The following is a 4,438-nucleotide window of genomic DNA, read 5'->3' as shown; positions in this document are numbered from 1 at the left end:
TTCCTCGAGGACCTCAAGGCCCGGGGCCTGCGAGCGCCGCTGCTGGTCATCTCCGATGGCGCATCTGGCCTGTTGGGCGCCGTCGAGCACAAGGTGCCCACCGCGCTGCGGCAACGGTGTCTGATCCACCGGGCCCGCAACGTGGCCGCCAAGGTGCCCGCCGAGCATCGCGACGAGCTCGAGGCGGCGTTCTGGGCGATCTTCGACATGCCCGACGGCACCGTCCCCGGCGAGGAGGCGGTGCGGGCCGCGCAACGCAACATCGACGCGTTCGCCCGTCGCTACGAGCGCGAGTTCCCCGCCGCGGTCAAGTGCCTGCTCACCCATCGCCAGGCGCTCACCGCGTACCTGCGGTTCCCCGCCGAGCACTGGAAGCGCATCCGTCACACCAACCTGATCGAGCGGACCTTCGGCGAGACCCGACGGCGGGTCAAGGTCATCGGCCGGCTCCCCGGCGAGGCATCGTGCCTGTCGCTCGTGTGGGCCGTGCTCGACCGTGCCTCACGCGGCTGGCGCGGCCTCACCTACACACCCGCCATCACCCGCCACCTCACCGTGCTCCGCCATCAGCTCGACAGCTCCGCCGACACCATCGACGACCAGTCCGGCCAAGCCGTCACACCCGCCGCGTAACATGACCATCGGAGCCTGCACCCCAGCCGCTGCTACACCAAACCTGGGACGCCACCGGCGTGAAGTCCCACATGGCCGTTGCGTCCCAGTGGCGGGCGCCGGATTGGAAGGATGTGAGCGTGCCGCGCCTCCAAACCGACCGAGCTGGTCCGGACGCACCCGCCACGGTGTCCGATCCGCTGCGCTCCTGGCCGCTCACGGGCCGGGAACAGGAGTTCGGCTACGTGACCGACTTGATCCTCGAGGGCCGAACCGTGGTGATCGCCGGGGCTCCCGGGGTGGGCAAGACGCGCCTGGCGCGCGAGGTCGCGGAGCGGCTCGCCGACCGTGGCCGTCCCGAGGAGTCGCTCCATGTCGAGTGGATCATCGGGACGGCGGAAGGTATCCCGCTCACACCGTTCGCCCATCTGCTGGATCACCTTCCCCCTTCCTCGGGGGGCCCGGCACTGAGCACGCCCCTCGCCCTGCTGCGCCGGACCCTGCGCGAACGATCGGGGGGTCGACCGGTCCTCGTCGTCGCCGACGACGCGCATCTCCTCGATGATCAGTCCGCGGCGCTCCTGCTCCAACTTGCCACGACGATGACGGTCCTGGCCACGGTCCGCACCCACCACGATGCGCCGGCGCCCGTCGTGTCGTTATGGAAGGAGGACCGGGGGATCCGTCTGGACCTCCAGCCGCTGACCCGCGCGGAGACGGCGGATCTCCTCGTCTCGGCGTTGGGGGCCCCCGTCACGGCATCGACCTTGGATCGGCTCCTCGTGATCACCCGCGGCAACACCCTGTTCCTGCGCGAGCTCGTGGTCGAAGGTCTGCGATCCGGTGCGCTCCGTCATGCGAGCGGCAGATGGAGCTGGGAGGGCCCGCTGCGAGTGTCGGACCGACTGTCCGAGGTCGTCGGCGTGCATCTCGGGCGCCTCGATGACCCACACCGCACCGCGGCCGAGATCGTCGCACTCGCGGATCCCGTCGCGTGGTCCGATCTGGTGGCCGTCGCCACCGAAGACGTCGTCGCCGACCTCGTCGAGCGTGGCGTTCTGGAGATGGTCGACGAGGCCGGCGAACCCGCCCTGCGGCCGTCACACCCCGTGGTGGCCGAGGTGCTCCTGAGCCGACTGAGCCCGCCCCGTCGACGGAGGCTGGTTCGGATCGCCGCCCGATCACTGGCTTCGTCCGGGTCGCTTCGCCATCGGCTTCGACGGGCGGCGTGGTTCGCCGAGTTGGGCTGGGAGTTCCCCATCGACGAGCTGATCGCTGCCGCCCGGCAGTGCGCCATGGTCGCTCCCGACATGGCTCGGCGGCTGGCCCGCCGAGTCGCCGACCAGGGGGCGGCATCCATGGCGGCCAGCGTGATCGCCCAGATCGACATGTTCTCGGGTCGAAGCGACCGCGCTGAGGAGGCGCTCGCCGCCTTCGACCCGGCCGACCTCGACGCCGAGGATCGTACGAACCTGACCGTGATGCGGGCCAACAACCTCGCCTTCGGGCTCCGCCGTCCGGAAGCAGCGTTGGACCTGATCGACGAGCTGGGGGTGAGGTCGGACTGGCTGGACGGGCAGCGGGTGCCGATGCTCGTCCTCGCGGGCCGGCTGACCGAGGCGAGAGCGGTGGCCGACCGGCTGCTGGCATGTCCGACGGCGACTCCGGCGGATCGAATGCGAGCACGGTTCGGACTCGTGCCCACGTGTGCGTTGGGAGGCTGGCTCGACGAGGCGATCGCAGTGGCCTCGGCAGGTCTGGCCGGTGCCGCAGAGGTCGCCGGCGAGCTGCCGTTCGCGGTCGGTCAGCTCGGAACCGGGTTGATCCTGACGCTGCACTGGTCGGGTCGGTTCGACGAGGCGGATGGGTTCGCCCGACTCGCCTACGACCAGGGGGTCGCCGACGACGTTCCGATCCAGCGTGGCATCGGTGCGTTCCACTTGGGGGTGGGATCGTTCTGGCGCGGTGATCTCGAGGCCGCCGAGGGTTGGTTGGCTGCGGCGGTGGCCGATCTGAGGACCGCCGACCTGGGGTTCCTCCCTTCGGCGGTGGATCACTGGCGGGCCACGAACGCGCTGTTGGGACGCGCAGCTCACGTCCCCGAGGTGGATCGACGGCTCCCCTTGTACGAGATCGAGCGGCTTCGGCTGGAGGCGACGGTGGCAGCATCGGACGGCGCGTGCCGGCAGGCCCGGACGTTGGCGCGTGCGGCGGCGGAGCGGTCCGAGACGATGTCGGCGCCCACGTATGCACTCTTCTCCTGGGTCGATGTCGCCCGCTACGGCGATCCGCGCGCCGCGGCGGCGGCGCTCGGGCGTGTCGGTCCGCTGGTCGGGGGGCGGATGGCGACGGTGCTGGTGGACGCAGTCGCCGCGCTGGTGCATGACGATCCGAGCGCGAAGCTCGAGCAGTCCGCTGCATTGGAGGCGTTGGGTCTCCGCCTCTACGCGGCGGAGTGGGCGGCCGCTGCTGCGACGGCCGCTCGGGACGGTGGACGGCCGCAGTCGGCTCGCGCCGCGACGCAGCGTGCCGGGGGGCTTGCAGCGACGTGTGGATGGCCTCGAACCCCGATGCTCGGGAGCCTCGCCGAGTTGGATCTCCCGACCCTGACCCCGCGGGAGCGAGAGGTGGCCCGACTCGTCGCCTCAGGGCTCTCCAACCTCGAGGTCGCGGATCGGTTGGAACTCTCGATCCGCACGGTTGAGACCCACCTGCAGCGGGTGTACACGAAGTTCGGAATCCACTGCCGCAAGCAGCTGAGCGAGGTCCTGCGCTAGTGGCGCCGCCGAGTGCGCAGACGAGACGGACGGGACCGGACGCCTACGTAGTCGGCTACGGATGACACGGACCGACGTGCGCCTCAGGCTCCGGTGGTGTCTCCGGTCGACCCCGCCGAGGAGTCCCCCGTGGCGTACCTGGCTGTGCTTGGCCTCGACCCGCTGGGCGTCCCTGACGAGCGTGGGCGGCCGGGGTCCTCGGTAACGATTCCCGAGGCGTTGGGCCTGCTCCGCGACGTAGTGCAACGCCGACTCCGCTCGCTCGGGGTGGAGCCGCCGCTACCGACGGGCGTGATCGGCGACACCTCTGGACCCCCTCACCTCCGACAAAGGAGCTGACCGCGATGATTCCGACCGATTCTCCCCGCACTGCTCTCCGGCGCGCCCTGCCGGTTCTGCTGGTGGGCATGGTGCTGCTGGCCGGCGCGTGTTCCCAGGACAGCAAGGAGTCATCGGCGGACTCCTCGACCGGCGACGGGGGTTCGGAGACATCGATGACAACAGCTTCGGGCGACGGGCAGAGTTCCGGTGCTTCCGGTTCCATGACCGGGACCGCGAAGCTCGTCGTGGACGGCTCCGAGACCTACGAGTTCACCCTCGAGCCCTGCGTGAGTGGCACCGACAGATCGATCCAGGGAGCGGGTGCGTCGAAGGACGGTGCGTGGAAGATCAACCTCGATGTCGCTGACGGCTCCGGTGAGGTCGACCTTGTCAACGGGGGGGACATGACGGTGGAGATCGATGGCGAGACGGATGACCTCAAGGTGTCGAAGGACGGAACCTTCACCGCATCCGGATCGGGGACCGACTACACGAAGGAGCGGACGTTCGAACTGACCGGCACCTGTGGGCAGCTCAACTGGCGATGAGCGCAGCCGGTGACCAGGACTGAGGCTGGATCCAGCCGTCCGCCCCGGCGACGGTGAGGTTCCCCCCGTTGACCGGTCACGTTGGTTACGCGGCCAGGGTGGCCTGGGGTTGACGGTACTGGTTCTCCCACTCGATGGGCGGGAGGTAGCCGAGGCTGGAGTGGGGCCGGCGGTGGTTGT

3 protein-coding genes are annotated in these 4,438 nt (G+C 70.0%); all 3 read left to right on the top strand.

The features are described from left to right. The coding region (locus HZF19_RS15985) for a transposase (protein WP_208029795.1) at window positions 1-633 on the top strand (633 nt) is incomplete at its 5' end. Between the two features lie 119 nt (window positions 634-752). Beyond that, the gene (locus tag HZF19_RS15980; RefSeq protein ID WP_208029794.1) at window positions 753-3,389 is read left to right on the top strand and encodes a helix-turn-helix transcriptional regulator; all 2,637 of its coding nucleotides are present in this window, start codon (window positions 753-755) and stop codon (window positions 3,387-3,389) included. Window positions 3,390-3,931: 542 nt separating this feature from the next. Further along, window positions 3,932-4,258 carry a hypothetical protein gene (locus HZF19_RS15975; protein WP_208029793.1) on the top strand — a complete coding sequence of 109 codons (327 nt, stop codon included), beginning with the start codon at window positions 3,932-3,934 and terminating at the stop codon, window positions 4,256-4,258. The last annotated feature ends 180 nt before the right edge of the window (window positions 4,259-4,438 follow it).

Origin of the sequence: Rhabdothermincola sediminis (genome assembly GCF_014805525.1) — a bacterium.
Lineage (GTDB): Bacteria > Actinomycetota > Acidimicrobiia > Acidimicrobiales > Acidimicrobilacustridaceae > Rhabdothermincola > Rhabdothermincola sediminis.
The sequence above is the reverse complement of the archived record's forward strand: the minus strand, read 5'-3'. Positions and strand labels throughout refer to the sequence as shown.